At 67.8% G+C, this 25,499-nt stretch carries 22 protein-coding genes and 1 pseudogene; all 23 read left to right on the top strand.

The genetic code is table 11. The features are described 5' to 3' along the window. Positions 1 to 31: 31 nt before the first annotated feature. Complete coding sequence (locus tag JHB91_RS12875; RefSeq protein WP_199473141.1) at positions 32 to 484, top strand: universal stress protein; 453 nt, start codon at positions 32 to 34, stop codon at positions 482 to 484. Positions 485 to 620: 136 nt separating this feature from the next. Beyond that, positions 621 to 5,600: an RHS repeat-associated core domain-containing protein gene (locus JHB91_RS12880; protein WP_199473142.1), complete on the top strand. Its 4,980-nt coding sequence runs from the start codon at positions 621 to 623 to the stop codon at positions 5,598 to 5,600. A gap of 482 nt (positions 5,601 to 6,082) precedes the next feature. Next, positions 6,083 to 6,193 (top strand): annotated as a pseudogene (locus JHB91_RS14040) (Rhs family protein); the annotation flags it as partial. 538 nt (positions 6,194 to 6,731) lie between these two features. Next, positions 6,732 to 7,223 (top strand): hypothetical protein, encoded by a 492-nt coding sequence (locus JHB91_RS13985; RefSeq protein WP_233398748.1) that lies wholly within the window; start codon positions 6,732 to 6,734, stop codon positions 7,221 to 7,223. Between the two features lie 607 nt (positions 7,224 to 7,830). Beyond that, entirely contained in the window at positions 7,831 to 8,505 is a 675-nt protein-coding gene (locus tag JHB91_RS12890) for a hypothetical protein (RefSeq protein ID WP_199473143.1), read from the top strand. Between the two features lie 77 nt (positions 8,506 to 8,582). Further along, the gene (locus JHB91_RS12895; RefSeq protein ID WP_199473144.1) at positions 8,583 to 10,667 is read left to right on the top strand and encodes a hypothetical protein; all 2,085 of its coding nucleotides are present in this window, start codon (positions 8,583 to 8,585) and stop codon (positions 10,665 to 10,667) included. Positions 10,668 to 10,804: 137 nt separating this feature from the next. Next, complete coding sequence (locus JHB91_RS12900) at positions 10,805 to 11,137, top strand: zinc ribbon domain-containing protein (RefSeq protein ID WP_199473145.1); 333 nt, start codon at positions 10,805 to 10,807, stop codon at positions 11,135 to 11,137. A gap of 103 nt (positions 11,138 to 11,240) precedes the next feature. Then, the gene (gene aspS, locus JHB91_RS12905; protein WP_199473146.1) at positions 11,241 to 13,007 is read left to right on the top strand and encodes an aspartate--tRNA ligase; all 1,767 of its coding nucleotides are present in this window, start codon (positions 11,241 to 11,243) and stop codon (positions 13,005 to 13,007) included. A 25-nt stretch (positions 13,008 to 13,032) separates the two neighbouring features. Next, complete coding sequence (locus JHB91_RS12910) at positions 13,033 to 13,560, top strand: GNAT family N-acetyltransferase (protein WP_199473147.1); 528 nt, start codon at positions 13,033 to 13,035, stop codon at positions 13,558 to 13,560. Between the two features lies 1 nt (position 13,561). Then, positions 13,562 to 14,185, top strand: coding sequence for an alpha/beta hydrolase (locus JHB91_RS12915; RefSeq protein ID WP_199473148.1), 624 nt, complete (start codon positions 13,562 to 13,564; stop codon positions 14,183 to 14,185). Between the two features lie 74 nt (positions 14,186 to 14,259). Continuing rightward, complete coding sequence (locus JHB91_RS12920) at positions 14,260 to 14,991, top strand: YebC/PmpR family DNA-binding transcriptional regulator (RefSeq protein WP_199473149.1); 732 nt, start codon at positions 14,260 to 14,262, stop codon at positions 14,989 to 14,991. Positions 14,992 to 15,000: 9 nt separating this feature from the next. Beyond that, a complete protein-coding gene (gene ruvC / locus JHB91_RS12925; RefSeq protein WP_199373379.1) occupies positions 15,001 to 15,537 on the top strand; it encodes a crossover junction endodeoxyribonuclease RuvC in 537 nt (178 codons plus the stop codon). Then, a complete protein-coding gene (gene ruvA / locus JHB91_RS12930) occupies positions 15,534 to 16,124 on the top strand; it encodes a Holliday junction branch migration protein RuvA (RefSeq protein WP_199473150.1) in 591 nt (196 codons plus the stop codon). The genes ruvC and ruvA overlap by 4 nt, the downstream gene beginning before the upstream one ends. A 21-nt stretch (positions 16,125 to 16,145) precedes the next feature. Next, positions 16,146 to 18,071 (top strand): potassium transporter Kup, encoded by a 1,926-nt coding sequence (locus JHB91_RS12935; protein ID WP_199373377.1) that lies wholly within the window; start codon positions 16,146 to 16,148, stop codon positions 18,069 to 18,071. A gap of 55 nt (positions 18,072 to 18,126) precedes the next feature. Next, positions 18,127 to 19,149 (top strand): Holliday junction branch migration DNA helicase RuvB, encoded by a 1,023-nt coding sequence (gene ruvB, locus JHB91_RS12940; RefSeq protein WP_199373376.1) that lies wholly within the window; start codon positions 18,127 to 18,129, stop codon positions 19,147 to 19,149. After that, the gene (gene ybgC / locus JHB91_RS12945) at positions 19,146 to 19,586 is read left to right on the top strand and encodes a tol-pal system-associated acyl-CoA thioesterase (protein WP_199373375.1); all 441 of its coding nucleotides are present in this window, start codon (positions 19,146 to 19,148) and stop codon (positions 19,584 to 19,586) included. Before ruvB ends, ybgC begins: the two co-directional genes overlap by 4 nt. Beyond that, positions 19,583 to 20,383 carry a protein TolQ gene (gene tolQ / locus JHB91_RS12950; protein WP_199473151.1) on the top strand — a complete coding sequence of 267 codons (801 nt, stop codon included), beginning with the start codon at positions 19,583 to 19,585 and terminating at the stop codon, positions 20,381 to 20,383. Before ybgC ends, tolQ begins: the two co-directional genes overlap by 4 nt. Positions 20,384 to 20,386: 3 nt before the next feature. Beyond that, positions 20,387 to 20,827 carry a protein TolR gene (gene tolR / locus JHB91_RS12955; protein WP_199473152.1) on the top strand — a complete coding sequence of 147 codons (441 nt, stop codon included), beginning with the start codon at positions 20,387 to 20,389 and terminating at the stop codon, positions 20,825 to 20,827. Further along, positions 20,827 to 21,804 carry a cell envelope integrity protein TolA gene (locus tag JHB91_RS12960; RefSeq protein WP_199473153.1) on the top strand — a complete coding sequence of 326 codons (978 nt, stop codon included), beginning with the start codon at positions 20,827 to 20,829 and terminating at the stop codon, positions 21,802 to 21,804. The genes tolR and JHB91_RS12960 overlap by 1 nt, the downstream gene beginning before the upstream one ends. 99 nt (positions 21,805 to 21,903) lie before the next feature. Beyond that, a complete protein-coding gene (gene tolB / locus JHB91_RS12965) occupies positions 21,904 to 23,241 on the top strand; it encodes a Tol-Pal system beta propeller repeat protein TolB (protein WP_199473154.1) in 1,338 nt (445 codons plus the stop codon). A gap of 64 nt (positions 23,242 to 23,305) precedes the next feature. Continuing rightward, positions 23,306 to 23,818: a peptidoglycan-associated lipoprotein Pal gene (gene pal, locus JHB91_RS12970; RefSeq protein ID WP_199473155.1), complete on the top strand. Its 513-nt coding sequence runs from the start codon at positions 23,306 to 23,308 to the stop codon at positions 23,816 to 23,818. A gap of 92 nt (positions 23,819 to 23,910) precedes the next feature. After that, positions 23,911 to 24,738 (top strand): tol-pal system protein YbgF, encoded by an 828-nt coding sequence (gene ybgF / locus JHB91_RS12975; protein WP_199473156.1) that lies wholly within the window; start codon positions 23,911 to 23,913, stop codon positions 24,736 to 24,738. A 60-nt stretch (positions 24,739 to 24,798) separates the two neighbouring features. Continuing rightward, positions 24,799 to 25,485, top strand: a complete 687-nt coding sequence (gene queE, locus JHB91_RS12980) for a 7-carboxy-7-deazaguanine synthase QueE (RefSeq protein WP_199473157.1) — start codon at positions 24,799 to 24,801, stop codon at positions 25,483 to 25,485. Positions 25,486 to 25,499 lie beyond the last annotated feature (14 nt).

Consider the following 25,499-nt stretch of genomic DNA (forward strand, 5'->3'; position numbering starts at 1 on the left):
AGCACGCTGGGACGACCACAGGAGAAATGCCATGTACAAGCGGATCCTGATCCCGACCGATGGTTCGGAACTCTCCCTTGCGGCAATCGAGCAGGGCCTGGCCTTTGCCAAGGGCATCGGCGCGTCGGTCACCTTCCTGACCGTGACCGAGCCGTTCCAGATCTTCGCCATCAGTGGCGCCCAGCTGGTCGACAGCCGCGCCACGTATGCCGAGAGTGCGAAGGAGGAGGGCACGCGCCGCCTGCGCGAAGCCGAGACGCGTGCAAGCGCCCTCGGTGTGCCATGCCGGACGCGCCTGGTGGAAAACGACGCGCCGTACCGCGCGATCATCGAAGCCGCCAGTGACGATGGCTGCGACCTGATCGCGATGGCCTCCCATGGCCGCCGCGGCATCGGCGCGCTGATGCTCGGCAGCGAAACGCTCAAGGTACTGACGTACTCGACCATCCCGGTGCTGGTGTACCGCAAGCCGCCGGCCCGCTGACGCGGGGCAGGGCGGCTGGCGCGCGTCGCGGCCGGGTGCCGGGGCGCGCGCTTGGCGTATCTGCCGGCATGCCGATTTGACCGGGGGGCCCCGCAGGCGTAGAAGCCGACCCAGGGGATGTCAGAGGAAGACGCACATGCGCGCGCACGGAGTGGCGGCAGTTGCCGCTGTAGCGATGGTGTTCGGCCTGTTCCCGTCTGGCACCGCCCGGGCATCCGTGGAGCCTTGGGAAGAAGCCGCGAAGCTGGTCAAGGACGCGGGTGTCATCTCCCCGCATGGCGCGGGTGTGTTCGGCGACGACATCAGCCTGCAGAGCGGGTCGCTTTCGTTCCGATTGACCGATGTCGCGCTGCGTGGCAACAACGCACTTCCGGTGGAGATCACCCGGACCTTTGCGACCAAGACGCTGGGCATGGCACGCGGCGGCGGCGCCCTGGGCTCCAATGCACTGGACGGCGCCATGGGCGACTGGGAGATCGATCTGCCGCACGTGGGCGGGGTGTTCGCCCTCTCCACGGGCTGGATCAATCCCGGCGCGGGGTTGGCCCCCCAGCGCTGTTCGGTGACCAGCGCGTGGCAGTCGCGCGCGCCCGGCGTGTCCATCGGCATGAACAGCTTCCGGTCAGACGAGATCTGGCAGGGAACGCGGTTGAACCTGCCAGGACAGGGCAGCCGCGCCATGCTGGTCCGACATGCCGCCAGCCCGCAGCCGACCGGAGGAGGTGCGCACTGGATCACCAGCGACTGGACCTCGGTGGCCTGCCTGCCCGCGATCCAGAACGGCAGCGGCGAAGGCTTTCTGGCCACCGACACCAGTGGCAACAAGTACTGGCTGGACTGGATGGCGGTGGCAGCGGAGAGGCAGCTGGCCAAACCCAGGCCCAGCGGCCAGGGCTTCGACCATGTGCCGCGGGGCCGCCACGCGTTGTATGCCACTCGTGTCGAAGACCGCTTCGGCAACTGGGTTGCGTACACCTACAGCAATGCCGCCAACGCCCCGGCGCGCCTGACGCGGGTCGAGGCCAGCGACGGGCGCGTGATCACGCTTGTGTATGCAGGCGACCGGGTGCAGACGGTGACAGCCAACGGCCGCACGTGGAGCTACGGCTACAGCAATGGTTCGTTGTCTTCGGTTGAACTGCCTGGAAACAATGGTGCCTGGGCGATCAACCTGGCGGGTTTCCAGAACCTGCCGATCCGCTATTCCGTTGGCGCACCGGGCGAACCCTGGCGGAGCTGCGACAACCCCGGCGACGTCTGGCCGCAGACGAAGGTGGGTACAGTCACGCACCCTTCCGGCGTCGCCGGGAGCTTCATGGTCGAGCTGCAGCGCTTCAGGCGCAACGGCATCGATTTTGAGAGCAATTGCGCCATCGGCAAGCCGAGCGACCTTAACGACGACACGGAGTACTACCCCAGCGTCTGGGACGCCTATGCCGTGATCGCCAAGACGCTTTCGGGGCCTGCCATCCCGACCATGGCGTGGGCGTATGTGTATGGCGAAGGCGCGTACACCGAGGTGACCGGGCCGGGGGACTTCCAACGCTATACCTTTGGCAACACGTTTCGCGTCGACGAGGGCAAGCTCTTGCGAGTCGAGCGCGGCAGTGGCCCGTCAGCGCTGCTCACACGCGTGGATACGGGGTACGAACTCGCGCAGTCGGGGCAGCCGTTCCCGACCCCGGTTGGCGTAAGTGGCGTTGAGCGGTCGGGGGATTTCGGCGACGAGTATCCGCGGCCGCAGACGAGTCGGGTCGTGGTGCAGGACGGCGCAAACTTCAGCACGGTGACCGAACTGTTCGACGCCTTCGCCCGCCCCCTGCGGGTGACGAAGTCAAGCACACTCGTGGGCAACCCCAGTCGCACCGAAGTGACGACTTACCACGACCGCCTGGACCGGTGGATCCTGGGTCAGGTCGCTTCCGTCACCTGTACCGCACCGGCGAGCACCTGCGTCAACGCCGACTGGCCAACTGGCATGGTGCTGTCGTCCACCAGCTACACCGCCGACAGCTTCGTGATGCCGAAGGATGAGTTCGCCCTGGGCAAGCTGCAGCGCACCTATGTCTGGAATGGCGCGACCGGCAACCACCAGGCGGGCACCCTGAAGTCGGTGGCCGATGGCGCGGGCAACCTGACGCAATTGTCGGATTGGATGCGCGGTGTGCCGGCGCTGATTCACCACGCGGCAACGCCGGAGGCGCCCTCGGGCGCCACGCGGACCGCAGTGGTGGACGACAATGGCTGGATCAGCTCTGTCACCGACGAGAACGGGTACAGGACCTGCTACACCTACGATTCGATGGGTCGGCTGGCCAGCCAGACCCATCCTTCCGAAGGCCAGGGGCAGGGCGGTGTGTGCAGCGCTGCGCACTGGAACCCCACCATCCGGACCTTCATGCCGTCTGCGACCGCAAAGTACGGCCTCCCTGCGGGCCACTGGCAGCAGACGACCAGCACCGGGCAAGCACGCAGCGTGACCTATTACGACGCGCTCTGGCGTCCGCTGGTAGAGGAGCGCTTCGACGACGCCAATCCCGGCGCCACGCGCAGCATTTCGGTAAAGCGCTACGACACCGCGGGCCGGCTGGCGTTTGCGTCCTATCCCCTCGCCAGTCTCGGTGACTACGCAACCGTTACCGCAGGTGGTTCCACGGAATACGACGCGCTGGACCGAGTGACCGCGGTCCGCCAGACCTCCGAGCTCGGGCTGCTCAGCACCACCACGCAGTACCTGGCCGGATTCAAGACGCGCGTCACCAGCCCGAAGCACCAGGGCGCCAGTCCGGCGGTGTTCACCGAGACGGAGTACCTGGCCTGGAGCGAGCCGACGATGGATTTCCCGGTGGCCATCGCCCACCCGGAGGGGGCATTCACCGACATCGGCCGCGACGCGTTCGGCAAACCCACGACGATCACCCGCCGCAACGCCACCGGCAGCGAGTGGCAGCGGCACTACTTCGCCTACGACGCCCACCAGCGCCTGTGCAAGCGCACGGAGGTGGAGACCGGCACCAATGCCATGGGATACGACGAAGCCGGCAACCTTGCCTGGTCGGCCTCGGGCCTGGCGTGGTCGCCCGCGGGCGCATGCTTCAATTCCCAGTCGCCGGCGGTCGTTGCGCGCCGCGTCGACCGACTGTACGACGCCCGCAATCGCCTCAGGGAGTTGTCCTTCCCCGACGGCCGCGGCGACCAGAGCTGGGAGTACACGCCCGACGGGCTGCCGAAAAAGGTGCACACGGTCAACGTCGTGGGGGCCAACAACATCGACAACGCCTGGGACTACAACCACCGGCGGCTGCTGAAGACCGAGGTCCAGCTGCTGCCCGCCTGGTACACGTACAGCCTGGGCTACACGTACGATCGCAACGGCAGCCTGCAGAAGCTCCACTACCCGAGTGGCCAGAACGTCGACTTCGCGCCCAACGCGCTGGGCCAGGCCACCCAGGCAGTGGGCGGCGGTCAGGCCTACGCCAGCAACGTCGCCTACTACCCGAACGGCAGCATCCAGTCGTTCACCTACGGCAACGGCATCGTCCACGAGATGCTGCAGAACGCCCGCCAACTGCCGTCGCTGGTCGCGTTCAACAACAGCATCGGCCGCTACCAGTTCGCCTACGACGCCAACGGCAACATCGGCGAGATCAGCGACCTGACCGTCGGCCAAGGCGGCCGCACCACGCGCACCCTGGTCTATGACGACCTCGACCGGCTGGTGGGGGCCACCTCGCCGATGTACCCCGGCGGCGCCGCGTACGCCTACGACACCCTGGACAACCTGGTGCGGGTCAAGGCGCCCGGGCGCGACGACCTGTACTGCTACGACGCCAGCAACCGCCTGGCGTTCGTGCGCACCGGCGCGACCACCTGCAGCAACGGCGCGGCGACCACCGCCCTGGGCTACGACCTGCAGGGCAACGTGCAGTTCAAGAACGAGGCCAACTACGACTTCGACTACGGCAACCGCCTGCGCGAGGTGATGGGCGTGGAGCGCTACCGCTACGACGACCAAGGCCGGCGCATCCTGGCGATGAACTTCGCGACCGGCGTGGTGTTTTCGCAGTACGGGCAGAACGGACAACTGCTGTACCAGCAGAACACCCGCACCGGGCAGATGAAGGAGACCGACCACGTGTACCTGGCCGGCAGCCTGGTCGCGCAGCGTGAGGTGCCGATCGGGGGCGGTACGGCCGTGGTGAAGTACCAGCACACCGACGCGCTGGGCAGCCCCGTGGCGGTGACCAACGAGGCCGGTGGGCTGGTGGAGCGGACGGAGTACGAGCCCTATGGCAAGCAATTGAGCCCCTCGGCGAGCACCGGCAACGATCGCCCTGGCTACACGGGGCACGTCGAGGACCGGGCGACGGGGCTGACGTATATGCAGCAGCGCTATTACGATCCGGGGATCGGACTGTTCCTCAGCGTTGATCCCGTCACCGCGCACAGCGACCCGGTGGGGCAGTTCCATCGGTATCGGTATGCCAACAACAATCCGTACACCAATATCGATCCGGATGGTCGTAGGTGTGTCGTCGCGAACAGCGACAGCGTCTATTGCATGAGGCGCGACATATATAGGGCTTTCGATCGCGGTGCAGCAGGCTCAACGCGCTTCTTTGGAGCTGCGGCACTGACTGTTGAGTATCTAGCTAACAGGGACATCCCTGGAGTCAGGTTCGCCGGACGTATGGGTGGTGGCATCAATCCGGAGGCGAATCAGTTCCTGGATGGCGTTAGCAGCGCACTGTACTCCCTCAACGCCAAGACATACTCGCAGATTCGCAACGGCTCCCTGTCAGGGCCGGGACTCGATGCCAAGCTTGTAAGCATGGAGCAGACAGCTGTTCAAGCGGCGCTGGACGCACTGCCAACTGAGCAGCGAAATCGTATAACTGAATCCATCAACTCCAGTTTCGGTGCGCGATGGGTTGCTGGCAGTCATCCCGCAGACAGGGCGTATAACAGGGTTCTTGACGGAGTAGAGAAGGGCCTTGGGCGCGCGATTGACTTTGGCAATCAGTCTGACCGGGAGGCGATAGGAAACGCGCTGATTAAAGATCTTCGGAGTTCGGGTGCGTGCACGACAACGGGCACGAGGATTCGCTCATGCTAAGGCGGCTTACTTTGCTGGCATTTCCTTTGGTCTTCGTTCTCGCGCTGCTGATGCTTCTCGCACTTACGCTAGAGGCGCATAGGTTGGTGGACGGCTTAGGAACACCACGCTTTGAAGCGAATGCAGCTGTGAGGATCTGGCAGAGCGTCGTGTTTGCTGGGTATTTCCTTGTGATGTCGGGGTACTTGCTGACGTTCCTGGTGATCTACATACTTCTCACGAGAAAATGGCGGAGGCTTCAGCGAATGCTTGCTAGTGTGATGCTCTTCGTCGGGTGTTACATAGTTTTTTCTCTTATGATGGGTCACGACATCACGTTGACTTGGGGCGCATTGTTGGTCGCTGGGGTCATGAGTGTGGCGATCTCCGATGCGCTCGCTGACGCTGCCAAGCGAGTTGGCGACCGCAGGCCGCATGGCGCCTAGGATTGATCGCAGCAATAGGCGGAACCCGCGTCGGGTCAGAGTGTTCAGCGCTATTACGATCCCGCAATCGGAAAGTTCCTTAGCGTTGATCCGGTGGCGGCAGACGGAAGCACCGACGCGAACTTCAATCGGTACCGCTACGCCAATAGCAATCCGTACAAGTACACAGACCCTGACGGACGAATGGCTTACCTAGTCGACAATGAATTGGGGCGAGATGTACTCGTGATACCTGTCTTCTTCACAGGATCCGATGCGACGCGCGAAAACATCGCTCTAATCGCATCCGAGTTCAGCAAGCTTCGCGTCGAAGGCCAAGGCGGAATGCGCCTGCTGTTGCAAGTTCTGCCCGAACCCCGCGCAACTGGAACCTACAACACCATGGATCTATCTCCTGGCGACTGGGATCGATTGGGAGGGTTGACGTTAGAATACGGAGAAGGAGTTGCGGGGCACCTGGGACATACAAACACTTCGCGCCAAAACTGGATCGGCGCTACTGTCCGCGACATTCTTCACTTCCCCGGGATTCCAGATGGTTACACGGACTTGCCAGGCAGCAAACGTGGTGCGCGTAGGACTGAGCCCTTAGCTGGTTACGACGGAAGTCATAACCTCTCGACCGTCGTAATCAATCCTAGAGTCGCGTTGCCGGGCCAGGAGGCACGACGTCTAGTCTTGGATTTGACCCATGACGGAGTCATGCATGAAACGCCTACCTGTTGCCATTCTTGTGGCGTGCGTGCTGTCAGTTGCCGGGGCCGCGGGCGGCAACGTGCCTGTAACTCCGAATCGTTGCGTGGCAGGCTTGTGCCTGAGCCTCTCCCAATACAAGTTCAAGCTCCGCGACATTCGCTACCGTGAATCCGCGGAAGGCAGGAGATTGTTGTTGATTTTCGACCGGGGGCTGGTCGTCGCCATAACGCGGCTCGAAGGGCGCCCATGCAAGTGGGTGGAAGGCGACCTCCATGTTTCAGTTCGTGACGATGCATTGGTGACAAGTGGATGCCTTGAGGTGCCGGGAGATGCAACTGGAGCGAACGTCGGCATCGCGATCGCGCCCCTGGCCCAAGGCCGGGACTTCCTGAAGCTCGAAGGTGTTTGTCTCTGGCTCCAGGAGGACAGTCCCACGGGGAACATCGGTGGACGCTTCGCCCAGTTGATTGGTCGAGGCAGGTGCGTCCAGCAGGAAGTTTAATCACTGAATCGCACCGGCATCGAATGAGGTGCATATAGGCAGCATGCGGTACACGGACGAATTCAAGGCCTAAGCGGCCAAGCAGGTGATCGCCAAGGGGATACGCAAAAAGCGATCTTTACTCGCTCATTGATCCAGACGGCAGGAGGCTTGTGGCAACGACACCACATGCCGGATCTCAAATGTGATGTCGACACGATCAATGGAACCAGGCGCGAACGGCAGCACGTTCGCCATGAATGGTGACATCAGGACTGACTGTGGTTCGAGTAGCGCTGCTGCGGCCGCAGCAGGTGCTTTGACGAAAGATGAACGTCTACATCGTCCGCTGGTGCGTATGCGCCAGATGCTTACGAGCAGAATCGGGAAGCAAACTGGCTCATCCTTGCACTTTCAGATGAGCTTCAAAGGAGCCAGGGTCAGTGACGTGCTTTCCATCGGGCATGACCACTTGCGTGGTGATACGAAGTTCAGTACCTGGGACCAACATGCCGATCAGCTGGTGCTACCGGTGAGACGTCGGGCAAGGGTGTATAGGAAGCGGCGACGGGCTTGTGCGGCGCGATAGCGTTTGCGGTGGGCGGTGCGCGGCGGTTACGGTGACCGCATGACGATCATCCGACTCTCCGCTCTTTCAGCCGCGCTGGTGGCCATCGCCGCCTGCACTCCGTCCACTCCGCAGGCGACGGCCGACGTCGCCGCGGGCAACACATCCGCCCCTGCGTCCGACGCGCCGGCCACCGATGCCGCCCCCGCCGATGCCTTCCTTGCCGCGCTCGCCAGCCACTGCGGCCAGGCGTTTGCCGGGCGCATCGTCGCCAACGAGCCGGCCTCGGCCGAACCCGACGCCTTCGAGGGCAAGGCGCTGGTGATGCACGTCCGCGGTTGCGATGAGCCGACCCGCGAGCTGCGCGTGCCGTTCCACGTTGGCGACGACCATTCGCGCACCTGGGTGCTCACTCGCACCGGTACCGGCCTGCGCCTGAAGCATGACCACCGCCACGAAGACGGCAGCTCCGACGTGCAGACCATGTACGGCGGCGAGAGCACCACCGCCGGCACCGCGGTGCGCCAGGAGTTCCCGGTGGATGCCGACTCGATCGCGCTGTTCGGCCGCACCGGTGCCGACGTCTCCACCACCAACACCTGGGCGATGGAGATCGAGCCCGGCACTCGCTTCCTCTACGAGCTGTCGCGTCCCGGTGGCCGCATGTTCCAGGTCGCGTTCGACCTGGCCACGCCGGTGGCGGCGCCGCCGGCACCGTGGGGCAGCAGCGACTGACCTGAAGGTTGCCGTTCGCGTGCCGAGCTGAGAGCATCCCGCGCTGCCGCAGGGGGCGGTATCGAAAGGGGAAACAGATGAAGCTCGGATTCACGGTTGCCGTCGCGGCGCTTGTCGCGGGCGGTGCCCTGGCATGGGACGCATCGACTGCATCGGCGTCGCGCACGCCGGCACGCGTCGTCCCGCCTGTGGTGTCTGCCACGCCGTCGGCGCGTCTGCGGTTGCCTGGCGCGGCGACGGGCCTGCGTATCGACGGCCAGGTCGCGATAGCGGGCGTGGACAGCGGGCCGGCAATGGTGACGCTGCGCGTCGGCGATGCCGTTGCCACATTGCCGGTCAGCCTGCCGGCGTTCTCCGTGCAGGTCCCGGGTGGTCGCCCAGAGGCGATGGTCTCGATCGAAATCGATTCCGCCCATGGCAGGCACGCGGCCATCCTGGGCAGTTACGCGCGCCTGGCGCGCAACGCGGGCGCGGATGCCATCCTGACGTCTGGTGAACTCGACCGCGTCCGCATCACCGCGATGGGCACCTCGCTGCACCATCACGTCAGCCGCGTGCTGGGTGGCCGCCTGCCGCTGTCGGACCAGGAACACCAGCAGGCGATCCGCTCGATCGGCCTTGAAGCCGCGGTCGGCGGCAATGTGTTGCAGGCACTCGCCTCGGGTGCCGCGCCGCTGCCGGCCGGCTATGCGCACGGCTACGCGCTGCTGCAGGACGATGCCGGAGTGCGCACGTTCCTGGCAGCCCAGCCAGGCGTTGCCGCGTCGCTGGAAGCATTCGTCCAGCAGCCGACGGGAATTCCGCTGCCGCTCGCCGTGCTGGGAGCCCGGACCGCGATCCTGCCGCCCCTCGCCTATGGTGAGGCGACGCTCCAGAGCGCGGCCCACCTGCTCCTGCGCGGCAATGGCGGCTTCGAGTACCACGGCCGCAGCGGCACCGATCCGGCCGCCACCGTCACGGCGCTCGATGCAGGCACGCTGCGCATGACCCCGCGCGCGTCGGCGCCGGTCTTCTCCTACGACTTCGTGCAGCTTGCGCCGGGCCAGCCGCCGGTGCAGGTGCTGACAAGGCGTGACACCGTGCACGAAACCTGGCGGCGCCACTTCGTCGGGGATCGCTACAGCCTGTGGTCGGTGACCGGGGCCGTGCGGGTGTCCTATCCCGACCATCCCCATCTCCCGCCGACTGACGCGAGCAGCACCCGGATCGCGCATGCCTTCAGCCTGGACGGAATGTCCCAGCGCATCTGGCCGGCGGACGTGAGCGGAAGGCGCGCGTTGCCGCACTTCTGCCTGGAGCCGGATGCGGTCAGCACGACGGACGTGCTCTCGGGGTGCGAATACGCGCAGACCACGTTCCTTCCCGATGGCAGCGGCCTCGTCCAGGACACCGGGTCCAAGGTGGACGCGGACATGCAGCCGCGGGTGGGCGGGTTTGGCAGCGGATCATTCGAGTGGAAGCTCGGACCGCGCGGCACCCTGCAGCTGCGGTATCCGCAGACCGAGGTCACCTACTGGCGCCTCGAAGGCGGTGAGTCGATGGCCGTGCCGGTGCTCTACCTGGCGCGCAGGCAGGCGGACGACGGCCTGACGCACAGCCTGGTGGGCACGTCGGTGCTGATGGACGCGCGCGTCGGCGCGGCAGTGGATGCGTTGTCGGTGCTGGGGAGCTGGGAGTACGGCACGTTCACCCAGAACGCAAATGCCAGCCCGTGGCAGTCACCGCGTGCCGACACGACCTTCGTGCGCGACCCGGACGGCATTACCCGGCAGGTGACGCGCTATCCGGGGGCGGAGTACCCGACCTCGACCTCCCGCGCCTCCTGGCAGCTGTTTGGCACCGTCATTGGCGGCGAGCCGCATACCCGGCTCTACGAGAGCCGCTACCGCGGAAACATCGGCGGCCCGGTCCCGTCCTGTTCTGAGGCATACGCGATCGGCGCCACCGAATGCATGCCGCTGCAGGTCCGCTACTTCCGGCCGATGGGGCAGCGTGGCAACCGGATCTACGGCATCGACGAGCTCTACGTGAACGCTGCCTGGTTCGGCGAGGCACCGATCATCCAGCGCCACGTGCGCCCGACGTACCACGACCGCGTCGCGGACGGCATCGATGCGATGCCGCCGCGGGTGGGCGAGCGGAAAGTCTCCCGCGCGCGGTAACGGAATCCCGGCAATTCGCGGACTCGGGGCCTGGTGGTCGTGGGCTGTGGGCGTGGGACCGTGGGACCGTGGCTTGATTCGCCCGCCCGCGCCCCCAGAATGCCCGCAGCCCACGTCACCGAGTCAATGCCACCGCCATGCCGATCTACGCTTACCGCTGCGCCCAGTGCGAACACGATTTCGACCGCCTGCAGAAGCTCTCCGATCCCGATCCCGATGTCTGTCCGGAGTGCGGGGCGGTGGGCGAGGTGCGCCGGCAGCTGACGGCGCCTTCGTTCCGCCTTGCGGGCAGCGGCTGGTACGAGACCGACTTCAAGAAGGACGGCGACAAGAAGCGCAACCTGGCCGAAGGCGGCGAGGGCGCCGGCAAGGCCGATGCCAAGCCGGCGACCGCCACCCCGGCGAAGAGCGAGCCCGCCACGCCGGCGGCGGCACCTGCACCCAAGGCGGAGCCCAAGCCGGTTGCCTGACGGCGCCCGGAAACAATCCGGACCGGGGCGGCATCGGCGGCGGGACGCTTTAAACTAGCGGGCTCCGCCGCCCGGCGGCCCGTTTCCCGCGTCCGGAGTTTCCATGCGTACCCATTTCTGCGGCCTGATCGACGCCTCCCTGGTCGGCCAGACCGTCACCCTGTGCGGCTGGGCCGACGTGGCCCGCGACCTCGGCGGCCTGTGCTTCATCGACCTGCGTGACCACGAAGGCATCGTGCAGGTGGTCGCCGAGCCCGACGCCGCCACGGCGGGCAACGCCGAGGTGATCGCCACCGCCGCCAGGGTGGGCTACGAGGACTGCCTGCGCGTCACCGGCACCGTGCGCCGCCGCGAGAGCGTCAACGCCAAGATCGCCACCGGCCAGCTGGAAGTGGTGGCGACCGCGATCGAGGTGCTGAACAAGGCCGAGCCGCTGCCGTTCCACGCGCACGAGAACCCGGGCGAGGACATCCGCCTGAAGTACCGCTACCTGGACCTGCGCACGCCGGAAATGCAGCGCAAGATGCGCACGCGCTCGAAGCTGGTGGCCGCGCTGCGCCGCTGGCTGGACGCGCGCAATTTCCAGGACATCGAGACGCCGATCCTCACCAAGGCCACGCCCGAGGGCGCGCGCGATTTCCTGGTGCCGGCGCGCATGCACGCCGGCGAGTTCTACGCGCTGCCGCAGTCGCCGCAGCTGTTCAAGCAGCTGCTGATGATGGCCGGCTTCGACCGCTACTACCAGATCGCGCGCTGCTTCCGCGACGAGGCGCTGCGCGCCGACCGCCAGCTGGAATTCACCCAGCTGGACATGGAGTTCGCATGGGTGGACGAGGCGATCGTGCAGGACACGGTGGAAGCGATGATGCGCGACGTGTTCCGCGAGGTGATCGACGTGGAGCTGGGAGAGTTCCCGCGCATGACCTGGGCCGAGGCCATGCGTCGCTACGGCTCTGACAAGCCGGACCTGCGCATCGCGCTGGAGCTGGTGGACGTCGACGTGCTGGTCAAGGACTCGCAGTTCAAGGTGTTCACCGACTTCGCCGGCGTGGACGGCGGCCGCGTCTGCGCGCTGCGCATCCCCGGCGGTGCGGCGCTCAGCCGCAAGCAGATCGACGAGTACGCCGCGCACGCCGCGAAGTACGGCGCCAAGGGCCTGGCCTACGCCAAGATCGGCGACGACGGCGCGGTGAACTCGCCGATCGCGAAGTTCTTCGACGAGCCGGCGTTCGCCGCGCTGCTGCAGCACGTGGGCGCCGGCAACGGCGACATGGTGTTCTTCGGTGCCGGTGCCTACAACACGGTCAGCGATTTCATGGGCGCTGTGCGGCTCAAGGCCGGCAAGGATTTCGACCTGGTCGCCGCGGGCTGGGCGCCGCTGTGGGTCACCGACTTCCCGATGTTCGAGTTCGACGACGAGGCGCAGCGCTACGTGGCGCTGCACCACCCGTTCACGGCGCCGGCAGTGGATGACGAGGCCGCGCTGCGCGCCAGTGCGCGCACCGCGACCAGCCGCGGCTACGACATGGTGCTCAACGGCAACGAGATCGGCGGCGGTTCGATCCGCATCCATCGGTCCTCGATGCAGTCGGCGGTGTTCGAACTGCTCGGCATCGGCGCGGAGGAGGCCGAGGCCAAGTTCGGCTTCCTGCTGGACGCGCTGAAGTACGGGGCGCCGCCGCACGGCGGCATCGCCTTCGGCATCGACCGCATCGCCGCGCTGATGGCCGGCAGCGAATCGATCCGCGACGTGATCGCGTTCCCCAAGACCACCGGCGCGCAGTGCCTGATGACCGGCGCGCCGTCGCCGATCCCGGACGTGCAGCTGGCCGAGGTGCACGTGGCGGTGCGGCCGAAGCCTGCTGCCTGATCGCGGCGCGCCTGGACGCGACTGCGTGACCGTCACCATCCGCCGCGCGACGCCCGACGATGCCGCGACCCTGTCGCGGCTGGCGGCGCGGACGTTCGTCGAAACCTTCGGCCACCTGTACCCGCCGGAGGATCTCGAGGCGTTCCTCGCCGACGCCTATGCGGTCGAAAAGCAACACGTGATCCTCTCGCACCCGGACTACGCGGTCTGGCTGCTTGAGGACGACGGTGAAGCCGTCGGCCACGCGGCGGTCGGGCCCTGCGGCCTGCCGCATCCGGATGTCGCCCCGGGCGACGGCGAACTCAAGCGCCTGTACCTGATGGCATCCCACCAGGGCGGCGGCTGGGGCGGGCGGCTGTTCGACACCGCCATGGGCTGGCTGGAACGCGACGGTCCGCGCACGCTGTGGATCGGCGTCTGGTCCGGAAATCTCGGCGCGCAGCGCTTCTATGCGCGCCGCGGCTTCGAGCCGGTGGGCGAATACCTGTTCCCGGTCGGCCGCGTGCGCGACCTCGAGTTCATCCTGCGCCGCCCGGCGCCTGGCGCAGCCTGACATGCCCGCCACCGCCCGCCGCGTACTGCTGCTGCACGGGCTGTGGATGCCGCCGCTGGCGATGCACCGCTTCGCTGCACGCCTGCGCGCAGCCGGCTTCACTACCGGGATCATCGGGTACCGCAGCATCCTGGGCAGCACCGGGGCCGCGGTCGACGCGCTGCGCGCGCGGCTGCGCGGCAGCGAGCCCACGCACCTCGTCGGCCACAGCCTTGGTGGGCTGGTCGCGCTGCAGGCGCTCCATACCGAGCCGGGACTGCCGGTGGCGCGCGTGGTCTGCCTGGGCACGCCGCTGTGCGGCAGCGGCGCAGCCCACGCGCTGTCGCGCCGCGCATTGACCGCGCTCTACCTCGGGCGCAGCGCCGCGCTGCTGCGGCAGGGCTGCATCGCGCTGCCGCAGGGAGTGGAGGTCGGCATGGTCGCCGGGTCGCGGCCGCACGGGCTGGGCGCGCTGGTCGCGCGTTTCGAGGAGCCGCACGACGGCACCGTGGCGGTGGCCGAGACGCGCCTGCCGGGCCTGGCCGGCCACGTGGTCATCGACGCCTCGCACAGCGGCTTGCTGGTCTCCGCCGAGGCCGCGCGCCTGGCGATCACGTTCCTGCGCGACGGCCGCTTCGCCCGCTGACCGGCTGCGCCGGGGAGCGCATTCGCCGGAGCGGGTACCATCTCCTATCGCCACCAGGGTTGACGGGAATACGCATGGGCAGAGGCCCCTCCATCGAAGGCCGCAAGAACGCCGAAGACGCGCGTCGCGGCAAGATCTTCACCAAGCTGATCCGCGAGATCTCGGTTGCCGCGCGCGCCGGCGGGGGAGATCCCGGCAGCAATCCGCGCCTGCGCAGCGGCGTCGACAAGGCGCTTTCGGCCAACATGACCAAGGACGTCATCGAGCGCGCCATCAAGAAGGCGACCGGCGAACTGGAAGGCGTGGACTACGAGGAGATCCGCTACGAGGGCTACGCCCCGGGCGGAGTGGCGGTGATCGTCGACTGCCTGACCGACAACAAGGTGCGCACCGTGGCCGACGTGCGCCACGCGTTCGGCAAGTTCGGCGGCAACCTGGGCACCGACGGTTCCGTGGCCTTCATGTTCCACAAGCAGGGCGTGCTGCGTTACGCGCCGGGCGCCAGCGAGGACGCGGTGACCAATGCCGCCATCGAGGCCGGCGCCGACGACGTGGTGGTGTACCCGGAGGACGGCGCGATCGACGTGGTCACCTCACCCGAGGACTTCGGCAGCGTGCGTGACGCGATGGCCGCCGCCGGCCTTCCCGCCGACCACGCCGAAATCACCATGCGCGCCGACAACGACATCGCCGTCGAAGGCGAGACCGCGCAGCAGGTGGTCAAGCTGCTGCGCTGGCTGGAGGACATCGACGACGTCCAGGCCGTGTATTCCAACGCCGAACTCGGCGACGACGCGTACGCGTAGCAGCACGACGTGACCAGGATCCTCGGCATCGACCCCGGCTCGCAGCGCACCGGCGTGGGCATCATCGATGTCGATGCCACCGGGCGGGTGAAGCACGTGTTCCACGCGCCGCTCAACCTGATGGCCGGCGTGGCCGCGTGCAAGGGCGACCTGCCGCAGCGCCTGCGCCGCCTGCTGGACGGTCTGCGCGCGATCGTCGAGGAGCACCGCCCGGACGAGGTCGCCATCGAACAGGTGTTCATGGCCAAGAACGCCGACTCCGCGCTCAAGCTCGGTCAGGCGCGCGGCGCGGCGATCTGCGCGGTGGTCATGCACGACCTGCCGGTGCACGAATACGGCGCGCGCCAGGTGAAGCTGGCGCTGGTCGGCAAGGGCGCCGCGGACAAGGCCCAGGTGCAGCACATGGTCGGCGCGATGCTGGGGCTCAGCGGCCGCCTGCAGGCCGACGCCGCGGACGCGCTCGCGATCGCCATCACCCACGCCCACGTCAGCGCCAGCGCGCGGCGCCTGGGCATCGACGAACGCCTGGCCTGGAGCCGCAAATGATCGGACGCCTGCGCGGCAAGCTCGCGCACAAATCACCGCCGTGGCTTGTGATCGACGTCAACGGCGTCGGCTACGAGCTGGAAGCGCCGATGAGCACGTTCTACGAACTTCCCGTGCTCGGCGCCGAGGTCTCGCTGTTCACGCACTACGCGCAGAAGGAAGATTCGGTATCGCTGTACGGCTTTGCCAGCGAGGCCGAGCGGCGCCTGTTCCGCGACGTGCAGCGGGTGACCGGCATCGGCGCGAAGATCGCGCTGGCGATCCTGTCCGGCGCCAGCGTCCAGGAGTTCGCGCGCCTGGTGTCGGGCGGCGACGTCGCCGCGCTGACCCGCATCCCGGGCATCGGCAAGAAGACCGCCGAGCGCATCGTGGTGGAACTGCGCGACCGCGCCGAGGCAATCATGGGTGGTGCGACGGCGATGCCGATGCCGGGCACGCCCGCCGACCCGCTGTCGGAGGCGACCGAGGCCCTGCAGCAGCTGGGCTACAAGCCGGCCGAGGCGCAGCGCATGGCGCGCCAGGCGCACGTGGACGGCGATCCTGCGGAAACCATCATCCGAAAGGCGCTACAGTCCGCGCTTCGTTGACCGCAGGCACCCCGGAAACCCATGTCCGCAGGTACTCCACGGCGCGCTGCCGCGACCCACGGCGCGCCAGGCAAGGCCAAGTCGAGGACCGGCCTGCCCGCCCTCGTGGTGGGTGCGGTTGGCGTGGTGTTCGGCGACATCGGCACCAGCCCGCTGTACACGCTGCGCGAGGCGTTTTCGCCGCACTACGGCCTGGTCGCCAACCACGACACCGTGCTTGGCATCCTGTCGCTCGTGTTCTGGGCGCTGACCGTGGTGGTGACGCTGAAGTACGTCACGATCATCATGCGCGCCGACAACGAAGGCGAGGGCGGGATCATGGCGCTGATGGCGCTGGCCCAGCGCAGCCTGAAGCCCGGATCCAAGTCCGTGTACATGGTGGGGCTGCTCGGCGTGTTCGGCGCCTCGCTGTTCTTCGGCGACGGCGTGATCACCCCGGCGATCTCGGTGCTGTCGGCGGTCGAAGGCCTGGAGGTGGTGGCGCCGGGCCTGCGCCGCTGGATCGTGCCGGTCACGGTGCTGGTGCTCGCGGGGCTGTTCGCCACCCAGCGTTACGGCACCGAGAAGGTCGGGCGCGTGTTCGGGCCGATCACCATCCTCTGGTTCCTGTCGCTTGCGGTGCTGGGGGTGGTGAACATCCTCCACGAACCCGAAGTACTGCAGGCGATCAACCCCTGGTGGGGCGCCAAGTTCTTCATGGAGCACAGCTGGGGCGGTGTGTTCATCCTCGGGGCGGTGGTGCTGGCGGTGACCGGCGGCGAGGCGATCTATACCGACATGGGCCATTTCGGCCCGCGTCCGATCCGCCTAGGCTGGTACTGGTTCGTGCTGCCGGCGCTGATGCTCAACTACCTGGGCCAGGGCGCACTGGTGCTCGAGGACCCGACGGCGATCCGCAACCCGTTCTACATCGGCGTGCCCGAGTGGGGTCGCTGGCCGATGATCGTGCTGGCCACGGCGGCCACGGTGATCGCGTCGCAAGCGGTGATCACCGGCGGCTTCTCGGTGGCGCGCCAGGCCATGCAGCTGGGCTACATCCCGCGCATGCGCATCAAGCACACCTCGAGCGAGACCATCGGCCAGATCTACATCCCGGCGATCAACTGGTCGATGGCGATTGTGGTGATCGGGCTGGTGCTGGCGTTCGGCAGCTCGTCGCGGCTGGCGGTGGCCTATGGCGTGTCGGTGTCGATGACGATGCTGATCGACACCCTGCTGCTGGTGATCGTGGCGCGCGCGCTGTGGCTGCGGGCACGGCGCTGGGTGCTGCCGTGCTGCGTGGCGTTCGTGGCCATCGAAGTCGCGTTCGTGGTCGCCAACGGCGCCAAGATCCTGCAGGGCGGCTGGTTCCCGCTGGTGCTGGGCATCGTGCTGTTCACCATGTTGCGCACGTGGCGCCACGGCCGCGAGCTGCTGCGCCTGGCGGTGCAGAAGGAAGGCATCCGCCTGGACACCTTCATCCCCGGGCTGATGCTGGCCCCGCCGGTGCGCGTACCGGGTACGGCGATCTTCCTGACCAGCGACCCCGGCGTGGTGCCGCACGCGCTGATGCACAACCTCAAGCACAACAAGGTGCTGCACGAGCGCAACGTGTTCCTGACCGCGGAGACGCTCAAGGTGCCGTACGCGCCGCGCGAGCGACGGCTGGAAGTGAAGGAAATCGGCGACGACTTCTACCGGGTCACCGCGCGCTTCGGCTTCATGGAGACGCCCGACCTGCCGCTGGCGCTGATGCGCTCCTGCGACGTAGAAGGCATGGATTTCGATCCGATGGACACCACGTACTTCGTCAGCCGCGAGACCATCGTCGCCAGCCGCCACGTCGGCATGCCGGTGTGGCGCGACAAGCTGTTCGCCTTCATGCACCGCAACGCGGCGCCGGCCAACAACTTCTTCCGCATCCCGGGCAACCGCCTGGTGGAGCTGGGCGCGCAGGTCGAGATCTGAGCAGGGAAGGGCGGCTGGCGCGCCAGGGCCGCGGCGCCCATGCGAACATGTCGGCATGAGCGAAGACCGCATCATTGCCCCCTCCGCCTCGCGCGAGGACGCCGCCCTCGAGGCCTCCATCCGCCCGCAGCGGCTGGACGAATACCTGGGCCAGCAGCCCGTGCGCGAGCAGCTGTCGATCTACATCGAAGCGGCCAAGGGTCGCGGCGAGGCGCTCGACCACGTGCTGATCTTCGGTCCGCCCGGCCTGGGCAAGACCACGCTCAGTCACGTGATCGCCAACGAGCTGGGCGTGAACCTGCGCGTGACCTCGGGCCCGGTGATCGAGAAGGCCGGCGATCTGGCGGCGCTGCTGACCAACCTGCAGCCGCACGACGTGCTGTTCATCGACGAGATCCACCGCCTGTCGCCCGTGGTCGAGGAAGTGCTGTACCCGGCGATGGAAGACTTCCAGATCGACATCATGATCGGCGAGGGTCCCGCCGCGCGCTCGATCAAGCTCGACCTGCCGCCGTTCACGCTGATCGGCGCCACCACCCGCGCGGGCCTGCTGACCGCGCCGCTGCGTGACCGCTTCGGCATCGTCCAGCGCCTGGAGTTCTACAACGTGGAGGAGCTGACGCGGATCGTGCGTCGCTCGGCACGGATCCTCGGCATCGACTGCGCGCCGGAAGGTGCCGACGAGATCGCGCGCCGCGCGCGCGGCACGCCGCGCATCGCCAACCGCCTGCTGCGCCGCGTGCGTGACTTCGCCCAGGTGCGCGCCGGCGGCCATATCGACCACGAGGTCGCCAAGGCCGCGATGCAGCTGCTGAAGGTCGACCCGGAAGGCTTCGACGACCTCGACCGGCGCCTGCTCAACCTGATCATCGGCAGCTTCGACGGTGGCCCGGTGGGCGTGGAGTCGCTGGCTGCCGCGCTCAGCGAAGAGCGCGGCACGCTGGAGGACGTGATCGAGCCATTCCTGATCCAGCAGGGCTTCCTGGTGCGCAGTGCGCGCGGGCGCATGGCCACCGACAAGGCCTACCGCCACCTCGGCCTGCAGCCGCGCGGCGCAGGCAGGGAATTGCTGCCATGACAAGCGCGGTTTGCCACCCGTTCAGCTTGGCGACAAGGGTGTATTGGGAAGATACCGACGCTGGCGGCGTGGTGTACCACGCGCGGTACGTGGCCTACTTCGAACGCGCACGCAGTGACTGGATGCGCGCCCTCGGGCACGGGCAACGTGGAATGCGCGACCAGCACGACCTGGTGTTCGCCGTCCGTGACATGCAGCTCGACTTCCATCGGCCTGCACGCCTGGACGACGCGCTGCAGGTCACCGTGGCAGTTGCCGAGCTCCGCCGCGCCAGCGTGGTGTTCACGCAGGAAGTGCGGCGCGACGGCGAACTGCTGGTGGCCGCGCGGGTGCGGGTCGCGGCGCTCGACGCCGGCGGCTTCCGGCCGCGCGCCATCCCGGACCACCTGTACCTGCAACTCAAACCCCTCGAATCGAACGCGGAGCAAGACCGATGAGTGTACTGGCCACCCTGCTGCAGGCGACCACGGCGGAACCGTTGCCCGACGAAGCCGCGGCGCAGTCCGTCGAGCTCGCGGCCGACGCCGCGCAGGCCGCGGCGGCACCGGCCGCCGGCGCCAACCTCGACCTGCTGCACCTGGTGCTGCACGCCTCCATCCCCGTGCAGCTGGTGATGCTGGTGCTGCTGTTCGCGTCGATCGCATCGTGGGTGATCATCTTCCGCAAGAAGCGCATGCTCGACCGCGCCGCGAAGGAAGCCGACCGCTTCGAAGAGAAGTTCTGGTCCGGCGTCGACCTCGGCAAGCTCTACAGCTCGGCCAGCGAGCGCAACCGCGAAGTCGAAGGCCTGGAGTCGATCTTCGAGGCCGGCTTCCGCGAATACTCGCGCGGCCGCCAGCGCATCGGTGGTGACGGACGCGCCCAGCTCGAAGGCGCGCAACGCGGCATGCGCGTGGCCAGTTCGCGCGAGCTGGACGGACTCGAGCACAACCTCGAGTTCCTCGCCAACGTCGGTTCCATCGCGCCCTACGTGGGCCTGCTGGGCACGGTGTGGGGCATCATGATCGCCTTCCAGGGCCTGGCCAACGTCAAGGAAGCCACCATCGCCAGCGTCGCGCCGGGCATTTCCGAGGCGCTGATCGCCACCGCCATGGGCCTGTTCGCCGCGATCCCGGCGGTGTGGGCGTACAACCGCTTCGCGACGCGGGTCGAGCGCATCGCCGGTCGCTACGACGCGTTCTCCGACGAGTTCTCTTCGATCCTGGAGCGGCAGGCGACCACCGGGGAGGCCTGACCCATGTCCGTCCGAAGCCGGCGCGCGCGCCGTCGCAAGCTCAAGAACGAGATCAACGTCGTGCCGTACATCGACGTGATGCTGGTGCTGCTGATCATCTTCATGGTGACCGCACCGCTGATGAACCTCGGCGTGGACGTGCAGCTGCCGGAATCCAACGCCAAATCGATCCAGGAAAAGAAGGATCCGGTGGTGGTCAGCGTGGACGCCGACGGCCACTACTTCCTCGCGGTGGAGGCGGGCAGCAATGAAGCGGTCGATGCCGCCTCGCTCAACGCCCGGGTGCGCGCCATCGTGGCCAACAACCCGCAGGTCGCGGTGTTCATCGCGGCCGACGGCAACGGCAGCTACCAGAACGTCATGGACGCGATGGCGCTGCTGCAGAACGCCGGTGTCGAGCGCGTTGGCCTGATGAGCAATCCCAGGCAGGACGGTCCGCGCTGATGCGTGAAAGCCGCGCCGATACCGCGCAGGCGTTCGGGCTGGCGCTGCTGCTCCACGTCGCCCTGTTCGCCCTGATGTTCGCCGGCCTGTGGTGGACGCGCGCGGCCGCGCCGCAGTCGGCCGCCGGCTCGCCGATCAGCGCCGAAATGATGGATGCCGGCGACCTGTCGCCGGCCATGCAGCGCACCTTGCGCGACCGTCCCGACCCGGTGCCGCCGGAACCCGAGCCGGAGCCCGATCCGGAGCCGCTGCCCGAGCCCGTGGAAGAAGCCGCGGTGCCGCCACCGCAGCCTCTGCCCGAACCGCGGCCGGAAGACTCGCCGGTCACGCCGCAACCGCAGGCCCAGGAGCAGGTTCCGGAGCCCGACACCGTCGACCAGGATGCCGCGCGGCGCGACGCGATTTCGCGCGAGACCGCCGAGCGCGAGCAGGAAGCGCGGCGTCGCCAGGAGCAGATCGACCTCACCGAACGCCTGCGCCAGGAGGAGGCCGAGAAGCAGCGGCGCCTGGCGGCGCAGCAGCGCGAGCGCGAGGAGAAGCTCGCCGAGCTGCGCAAGCAGCAGGCGCAGGCGCGACGCGAAGCGGAGCTTGCCGAGCAGAAGCTCAAGCAGATTGCCGACCAGCGCGCGCAGCAGGCGTCCGCGCAGCAGTCCACCGCGGGCACGCCGCCGCCGGGCAACGACGGCGTGGATGCCGGGCTGAGCGCGCGCTATGCGGCGGCGATCCAGGAAGCGATCCTGCGCAACTGGACCCGGCCCGAGAACGTGCCGCTGGGGCAGAAGTGCGTCATCCACATCACCCAGGTGCGCGGCGGCACGGTCGTCAAGGCGGAAGTTGCGCCGTCGTGTCCGTTCGACGAACTCGGCCGCCGTTCCGTGGAAGCCGCGGTGCTCAAGGCGCAGCCGCTGCCTTATGCCGGCTTCGAGTCGGTGTTCAACCGCACGATCAACCTCAATTTCACTGCAGCGGACCGCTGATCGCGCGTCGCTGGCCGTCGGGTCCGCCCGCGTTCATCCTTGAGCATGCTTTCACCGCCACCCTGTCACGCTCACCGCATCGCCCCCCCGGAGCCCGGAATGACCCGAACCCAACGCCGCCTGGCTACGCCCAGCGCCTGGCTTGTCGCCTGCCTTGCATTGCTCCTGCCGTTTGCCGCCTCGGCGCAGCAGGCGCTCGAGATCGACATCGTGGGCGGCAACGCCCAGGCGCTGCCGATCACCGTGGTACCGATGCCCTACCAGGGTGGCGGCGCGGCGCCTGATACCGACGTCGCCCGCGTGGTCCGCGAGGACCTGGCGCGATCGGGGCAATTCCGCGGCCTGCCCGAGCAGGACATCACCGAGCGCCCGACGCGCGGCAGCGAGGTCAACTATCCGACCTGGCGCCTGCTGAAGCAGGACTTCCTGGTCGTCGGCCGCGTGGTCGATGCCGGCGGCGGCGCGTTCCGGGTGGAGTACGAACTGTTCGACGTCGCCAAGCAGGAGCGCCTGCTCGGCATGGCCATGACCGGCCGCGCCAACGCCATGCGCGATGTCGCGCACCAGATGGCCGATGCCATCTACGAGAAGATCCTCGGCGTGCGCGGCGCGTTCTGGACGCGCATCGCCTATGTCACCGCCACCGGCACCGGCACCAACACGCGCTATGCGCTGATGGTGGCCGACGCCGACGGCCACGCGCCGCAGGTGGTGGTGCGCTCGACCGAGCCGCTGATGTCGCCCAGCTGGAGCCCCGACGGGCGCCGCCTGGCCTACGTGTCGTTCGAGCACAACAACAACTCTGCGATCTACATCCAGGACCTCGGCACCGGCGCGCGCGAGCGCGTGGCCAGCTTCCGCGGCATCAACAGCTCGCCCGCGTTCTCGCCCGACGGCAATCGCCTGGCGCTCACGCTCTCGCGCAGCGGCAGCCCCGAGATCTACGTGATGGACCTCGGCAGCAAGGCGCTGACCCAGCTGACCAGCCAGATCGGCATCGACACCGAGCCCACCTGGAGCAGCGACGGCAACAGCGTCTACTTCACTTCCGACCGCGGCGGCAGGCCGCAGGTGTACCAGGTGCCTGCGTCCGGCGGCAGCGCCACGCGCGTGACTTTCCAGGGCAATTACAACGCCAGCCCGACGGTGTCGTTCGACGACAAGAAGATCGCCGTGGCACAAGGTTCAGGAAACGTATACCGTATCGCGTTGCTGGATCGCAGCCTCGGTTCACCGAGGTGGTCCACGCTGTCGCCGGGATCGCTCGATGAGTCACCGAGCTTCGCCCCGAACGCCAGCATGGTCCTGTACGCGGCAAGGGAAGGCACCAGGGGAGTCCTGTATGCCGTCTCCGCCGATGGCCGGGTCCGGCAAAGACTGGTGCTCGCCGACGGCAACGTCCGCGAACCCGCATGGGGACCGTTCCGGCAGCGCTGACGCTGCCTGCACATCCCCGCCAGCAAGCTGAATGCATAACCCCTTTGCAGAGGATCGACGAGAGATGAAGACCCCAACCCGCGTTCTGCTCACGGCCCTGCTCTGCATGGCCGCCGTAGCGTGTACCAAGAAGGTCAAGGAAGAGGCGCCGGTCGACACCGGTCCTTCGACCCCGACCACCACCCAGCCGGCCACCACCGCGGGCGCCTACGGTCCTGAGGACCTCGATACCGATGCATGCCTGCGCCAGCGCGTGGTGTACTTCGATCTCGACCAGGAAGCGCTGCGCCCGGAGTTCCAGGCTGCGATGGCGTGCCACGCCAAGTACCTGCGTGACCGTCCGTCCGCGCGCCTGACCCTCGAAGGCCATGCGGACGAGCGCGGCAGCCGCGACTACAACCTGGGCCTCGGCGAGCGCCGCGGCAATGCCGTGTCGTCGGCCCTCCAGGCCAACGGCGGCAACGGCAGCCAGGTCTCGGTGACCAGCTACGGCGAAGAGCGTCCGACCTGCACCGCCTCGAACGAGGATTGCTGGGCCAAGAACCGCCGCGCCGAGATCGTCTATACCGCCCGCTGAGCGGCGCACGCGTGACCCACGTCGGCAGCTGTCGGGGAACCCCGCCAGCTGCCGATTGTCTTTCCAGAGTCCGAACAACAGCAGCCGATGCCATGACCCGCAGCCACGTCCTGTCCAGCCTTGTCCTCGCCAGCGCGCTTGCCGCGGCGCTGTTCGCCCCGCCGGCTTCGGCGCAGCGTGCCAGCCTTGGCGAGCGTGTCTCCGCGCTCGAAGCGCAGGCCGCCAACAACCAGGGCAACGTCGACCTGCTCAACCAGCTCACCGCACTGCGCAATGAAGTGCAGGCGCTGCGCGGGCAGATCGAGGAACTGCAGCAGCAGAACGACCAGCTGCAGACCAGTGCCCGCAACCAGTACCTCGACCTCGACGACCGCATGAACCGCCTGGAAGGCGCCGGAGGTTCGGCGCCTGCTCCCGCTGCGTCGACGCCGCCTGCGGCCAAGTCGCCAGCCACCCCGGCACCGCGTTCGGCGGGCCCCGTGGACAGCGCTCCGGCCGTGTTCGGCGATGCCGGCCTGCTGGCCAACGCCGCCGACGAGCGCAGCGCCTACGAGCTGGCGTTTTCCGCCATGAAGGAAGGCCGCTACGCGGATTCCGCCAACCTGTTCCAGGCGTTCCTGCGCGCCTATCCGACCGGCTCCTACGCGCCGAACGCGCTGTACTGGCTGGGTGAAAGCTATTACGTCACCAGCAACTACGCGCTGGCCATGGAACAGTTCCAGGCGGTCCTGCAGCGCTATCCCACGCATGACAAGAGCGCGGGCGCATTGCTGAAGGTGGGCCTGTCGCAGTACGGCCTGCGCGACCTGCCCGCGGCCGAGGCCACGCTGGGCCAGGTGGTGGCGAAATACCCGGGTACCGACGCCGCGCGCACGGCCGACGACCGCCTGCGCTCGATCCAGCTCAACAGCCTGCGCTGAACCCTGCTTTCCGCCGCCCCGTACGGGGAGAGGCGCGGGGCGCGCGGTAGAATGACGCCCATGGACACCCTTTCCGCCGAGTCCGGCGTGGCCGCTGCCGCGGCCCCGGACCGGCTTCGCATCACTGAAATCTTCCTCTCGCTGCAGGGCGAGGCGCGCGACGCCGGCTGGCCCACGGTCTTCGTGCGCCTGACCGGCTGCCCGCTGCGCTGCCAGTACTGCGACACCGCCTACGCCTTCCACGGTGGCGAGTGGCGCGACATCGCCGCCATCGTCGACGAGGTCGCCAGCCACGGCGTGCGCCATGTCTGCGTCACCGGCGGCGAGCCGCTGGCGCAGAAGCGCTGCATCGGCCTGCTGCGTGCGCTGTGCGACGCCGGATTCGTGGTGTCGCTGGAAACCTCGGGCGCGATCGACATCGCCGACGTCGACCCGCGCGTGTCGCGCGTGCTCGACATCAAGACGCCCGGCTCCGGCGAGGTGCACCGCAACCTCTGGTCCAACATTCCGCTGCTCACCGCGCACGACCAGGTCAAGTTCGTGATCTGCAATCGCGCAGATTACGAGTGGGCGCGCGCGACCCTGGCCGAGCAGGCCTTGCCGGAGCGCTGCGACGTGCTGTTCTCGCCCAGCAAGTCGGAGCTTCAACCGCGCGAACTGGCCGACTGGATCGTCGCCGACCGCTTGCCGGTGAAGTTCCAGCTGCAGCTGCACAAGATCCTCTGGAACGATGAGCCGGGCCGGTAACGTGCAGGCGAACC

The sequence above is a fragment of the Luteimonas sp. MC1828 genome (assembly GCF_016461615.1).
Lineage (GTDB): Bacteria > Pseudomonadota > Gammaproteobacteria > Xanthomonadales > Xanthomonadaceae > Luteimonas.

Bases quoted from the DNA above. Each gene is read 5' to 3' on its own strand.
- JHB91_RS12875 (WP_199473141.1), top strand. From the start codon at position 32: ATGTACAAGCGGATCCTGATCCCGACCGATGGTTCGGAACTCTCCCTT.
- JHB91_RS12880 (WP_199473142.1), top strand. From the start codon at position 621: ATGCGCGCGCACGGAGTGGCGGCAGTTGCCGCTGTAGCGATGGTGTTC.
- JHB91_RS13985 (WP_233398748.1), top strand. From the start codon at position 6,732: ATGAAACGCCTACCTGTTGCCATTCTTGTGGCGTGCGTGCTGTCAGTT.
- JHB91_RS12890 (WP_199473143.1), top strand. From the start codon at position 7,831: ATGACGATCATCCGACTCTCCGCTCTTTCAGCCGCGCTGGTGGCCATC.
- JHB91_RS12895 (WP_199473144.1), top strand. From the start codon at position 8,583: ATGAAGCTCGGATTCACGGTTGCCGTCGCGGCGCTTGTCGCGGGCGGT.
- JHB91_RS12900 (WP_199473145.1), top strand. From the start codon at position 10,805: ATGCCGATCTACGCTTACCGCTGCGCCCAGTGCGAACACGATTTCGAC.
- aspS (WP_199473146.1), top strand. From the start codon at position 11,241: ATGCGTACCCATTTCTGCGGCCTGATCGACGCCTCCCTGGTCGGCCAG.
- JHB91_RS12915 (WP_199473148.1), top strand. From the start codon at position 13,562: ATGCCCGCCACCGCCCGCCGCGTACTGCTGCTGCACGGGCTGTGGATG.
- JHB91_RS12920 (WP_199473149.1), top strand. From the start codon at position 14,260: ATGGGCAGAGGCCCCTCCATCGAAGGCCGCAAGAACGCCGAAGACGCG.
- ruvA (WP_199473150.1), top strand. From the start codon at position 15,534: ATGATCGGACGCCTGCGCGGCAAGCTCGCGCACAAATCACCGCCGTGG.
- JHB91_RS12935 (WP_199373377.1), top strand. From the start codon at position 16,146: ATGTCCGCAGGTACTCCACGGCGCGCTGCCGCGACCCACGGCGCGCCA.
- ruvB (WP_199373376.1), top strand. From the start codon at position 18,127: ATGAGCGAAGACCGCATCATTGCCCCCTCCGCCTCGCGCGAGGACGCC.
- ybgC (WP_199373375.1), top strand. From the start codon at position 19,146: ATGACAAGCGCGGTTTGCCACCCGTTCAGCTTGGCGACAAGGGTGTAT.
- tolQ (WP_199473151.1), top strand. From the start codon at position 19,583: ATGAGTGTACTGGCCACCCTGCTGCAGGCGACCACGGCGGAACCGTTG.
- tolR (WP_199473152.1), top strand. From the start codon at position 20,387: ATGTCCGTCCGAAGCCGGCGCGCGCGCCGTCGCAAGCTCAAGAACGAG.
- JHB91_RS12960 (WP_199473153.1), top strand. From the start codon at position 20,827: ATGCGTGAAAGCCGCGCCGATACCGCGCAGGCGTTCGGGCTGGCGCTG.
- tolB (WP_199473154.1), top strand. From the start codon at position 21,904: ATGACCCGAACCCAACGCCGCCTGGCTACGCCCAGCGCCTGGCTTGTC.
- pal (WP_199473155.1), top strand. From the start codon at position 23,306: ATGAAGACCCCAACCCGCGTTCTGCTCACGGCCCTGCTCTGCATGGCC.
- ybgF (WP_199473156.1), top strand. From the start codon at position 23,911: ATGACCCGCAGCCACGTCCTGTCCAGCCTTGTCCTCGCCAGCGCGCTT.
- queE (WP_199473157.1), top strand. From the start codon at position 24,799: ATGGACACCCTTTCCGCCGAGTCCGGCGTGGCCGCTGCCGCGGCCCCG.